Genomic DNA, 3,228 nt, shown 5'->3' on the forward strand with positions numbered 1-3,228 from the left:
ATTGTAAGTAATTAATAAAAAAAGAAAGAGTTAACAAACCACAAAGAACTAAAACGTTACCTAAGTAGATACCAATTAAAATTGCTAATATATTTAGAAAAGAAGAAAAAACGCCACACTTAAACATGTCCTTTGTCGCACCAAAAGCTTGATAAATTCCACCTGTAGAACTTAAAACCATTTGCAATGGAATTGTTACAGCGAGCACTTGTAATATAGGAATAGTTTGACCCCATTGACTTCCAAAGAGGATAAATATTACATCTTTTGCATTATAAAATAATATTGTAGATGCAAATATACCCAAGAGACTTAATTTAAAGGCCACTTTGTAAAACTCATTTTTTACAATTTCAGGTGTATCCTTATATTTGGTAAGCACTGGCTGTAATGCAGGTGTAATAGCAAAAGTGAACATTTGCAAAGGGTAGCGCATTAACTGATAAGATTTTTCATAAAACCCTACAGTTGCAACACCAAAATATCTAGCAATAAGTATGGTGTCTAAATTTCTTGAAAAATAGTTTACAACATTGAAAGCTAATTGAAACTTAGCAACACCCATTAAAGAGTTTATTGATTTTACTTTACTTCCAAGAAATGGCCTACCAACACCTGTTTCGGAGCTAAAATAATAATATGCAATAAATCTAATAATAGCGACTGTAACTATTTTAATACCTAAAGCCCTTTCTTCATAACCATTAAGATAAGTTATATAACAAGCTAATAAAGACATTAGCTCAGCAAAAATCTCAGCTCTGGCAACTAAAATAAACTTAGTATCTTTTTGTAATGAAGCAAGAGGCATAATACTAGATGCAGAAAAAACTATAGAAATTGCTAAGATGATATTTAAAAAATAATCACTATCAACTCTTAATAAAGAAAAAATAGATGGGCTCAGCAATAAATATGTAATAGTGGCGAATATACCGACTAATAATGTGGCACTAAATATTCCATCTCGCTCACTAACCGAGATTTCATCTTTATAAACTATCGCAGAGTTTAGTCCAGATGATGAAAGCATCTGAAAAAACATGACAAAAACTTGAATAGCTGCAACTTTACCAAACGTCGCGGGATCGAATAACCTGCTTAAAATCATAAGCGATATAATTTGAATTAAGTAGGTTGCATACTTTCCAGATAAGCTACTTAATATTGCACGATTCAACTTCTGAGTAACACTAATCTCGATCATAATTTGAAAAATTCTTTATAACTAAGAACTACCTTTTCAAAATCATAATTTAAAGAATAATTAATCTTTTTACTTATAAAGTCTTTTTTCGAAAGAGCCACAGCTAAGCTTTCGAATACATATTCTTCTGCGTTAATATACTTAAAAAAAGAATTAACCTTGTTATCCCAGCCTATAGCAAAGCAAGGAATGGAAAAACTTGTTGCTATGATATTTGCATGAAGTCTAAAGGCAATAAGTCCTTTTGTATTTCTTATAATATTTACAAGTTCAACAGTTGTACGAGGCCTTTCGGCAACCTCAAAGTCTAATAACTCTGAATCTAATATCGGTAATAGTTCAGAATGAAGATACCTTTCATCTTCTGTTGCACCATTTGTAAATAAAGTTGCTCTGAACCCAAGATTATTTATCATCTTAATTATCTCTAAATAGTGAAGACTTTTGTTATTCTCCCTTAAGCTCAATTTATCTGCGGAGTAATTCAGCGCATTCAGATCAGCAATTCCTACCCCAATAAAATTTTTATCGTCTTTTCTTTGCTTACTTTCAGTATATTCTTTTACATACAAAGACATTAATGCAGGGTCAGGTAATATAATACTATCTGTGTAATCAAAATACTTAGCCAAGTTTTCCTTAGATAACTCATCACGAACACTAACTAAAGATACAGTGTGTGAACGAAGCACTCTTCCCATTAGCGCCTTGCTTATCCAGTTCCATTTATTAGCAACACCAACAGAGATGATTTTTGTAGGTATATTATATCTTTCAGCAACCCTTATTAAAAAATACAACTTTATCGGAAAGTTAAGGTCTACATCACTAATTAATTGGCCTCCTCCAACACATAGGAGATCAGCATCCTTAATCCTTTTGCACAGATATTTTCTACCCTTAGTTAGGTATTTGAGAGTAAAAAAAGTTACAACAAAAAGTTGCCTAATAATCTTTGGTAATGACATAAAGAAATCAAGTTTATTTTCTTTATTTACAGATGTAGAAACTTCTGTTCTGTAAGATATGTCACAAATTGTTACTTCACAGTCAGATTCTCTGAGTAAAAAATCCTCTAAATTATCTGCAATTACACCATCACCTAAGTTGTCCGAATACGGGACTGCCGCTATAGTTACTTTCATCATTAATCTTCTAGTATTATGCTTTTTAGTTTGCTTGCTAAATTGTAATTAATTAAATCAACTTCCACTTTCTTGTGATTTTGGTATTTGGTTATAAAATCTAAAAATAGTTGGGGATTTTCTACGTTTAACATTAAAACCAGCGGATTCAACTTTATCTCTTCAGCTATTTGTAACTGATGATCGTCAGAAAACTCATCAAATTTTTTCAACCTCGGAATTATTACTGTCGGGGTATTATATTTTAAAGAATTAAAAATACTGCCAATGCCACAATGGCTAAAAACTATATCGCAGTTCTTATACAGTGACTCAGATTGATCCCTAGAGTAAAAATCTCTCTTTTCTCTATTTCCCGTCAGCTCAATCGGATTTGTATTACCATACTGCAAATAAACATCAAAAACTTCAGATACACTTTTCAAACAGCTTTCAACTAAGTTTAACATCCGGCTAAACTCAAAGTGGCATGTTCCGGTCGTTACATATATTGAACGTTTTCCCATAATACTCTACTCCTTGATACTTGTTAGCTACGTTTTCCCATTGGCACATGATTTTAGTAGCCAACTTAAATTTATATAAAAACTTCGCCGTATTAGACAATTCAACAACTCTTGATAATGTATCCAAATAGATAAACTTGATCCCTAAGATTTTTGCTACAATAGCAAAAGGAATACAAATAGGACCTCCGGTACTAAAAATTGCCGCGGGGTTAATTTTTTTTATAATTCGGTAGGCTTTAAAAATATTTTTTATATGGATTAAGGGGTTAAATTGAGTGCTATTAATAATCGTTACAGATTTAGCACCTAACTCTGCTTCAATCTTTATTGATGTTACTAAATGAAACTCATCAAATACACTCATAAC

Annotated in this window: 3 protein-coding genes and 1 pseudogene; all 4 read right to left on the reverse strand. The window is 31.6% G+C overall.

Features of this window, described 5'->3' with window-relative positions; all coding sequences use genetic code 11:
- On the reverse strand, positions 1-1,207 hold a 1,207-nt coding region (locus QL984_RS18295; RefSeq protein WP_290173219.1), incomplete at its 3' end, for an oligosaccharide flippase family protein.
- The gene (locus tag QL984_RS18300; RefSeq protein ID WP_036956288.1) at positions 1,204-2,355 is read right to left on the reverse strand and encodes a polysaccharide pyruvyl transferase family protein; all 1,152 of its coding nucleotides are present in this window, start codon (positions 2,353-2,355) and stop codon (positions 1,204-1,206) included. The genes QL984_RS18300 and QL984_RS18295, both read right to left, overlap by 4 nt.
- Positions 2,355-2,858, reverse strand: coding sequence for a glycosyltransferase (locus tag QL984_RS18305; protein ID WP_290173221.1), 504 nt, complete (start codon positions 2,856-2,858; stop codon positions 2,355-2,357). Before QL984_RS18305 ends, QL984_RS18300 begins: the two co-directional genes overlap by 1 nt.
- Positions 2,812-3,228 (reverse strand): annotated as a pseudogene (locus QL984_RS18310) (hypothetical protein); the annotation flags it as partial. The pseudogene QL984_RS18310 and the gene QL984_RS18305, both read right to left, overlap by 47 nt.

This window comes from Pseudoalteromonas sp. APC 3495, from assembly GCF_030407645.1.
GTDB classification, from domain to species: Bacteria; Pseudomonadota; Gammaproteobacteria; order Enterobacterales; family Alteromonadaceae; genus Pseudoalteromonas; species Pseudoalteromonas tetraodonis.

Coding starts and splice junctions, on each gene's coding strand:
- QL984_RS18300 (WP_036956288.1), bottom strand. CDS start 2,355: ATGATGAAAGTAACTATAGCGGCAGTCCCGTATTCGGACAACTTAGGT.
- QL984_RS18305 (WP_290173221.1), bottom strand. CDS start 2,858: ATGGGAAAACGTTCAATATATGTAACGACCGGAACATGCCACTTTGAG.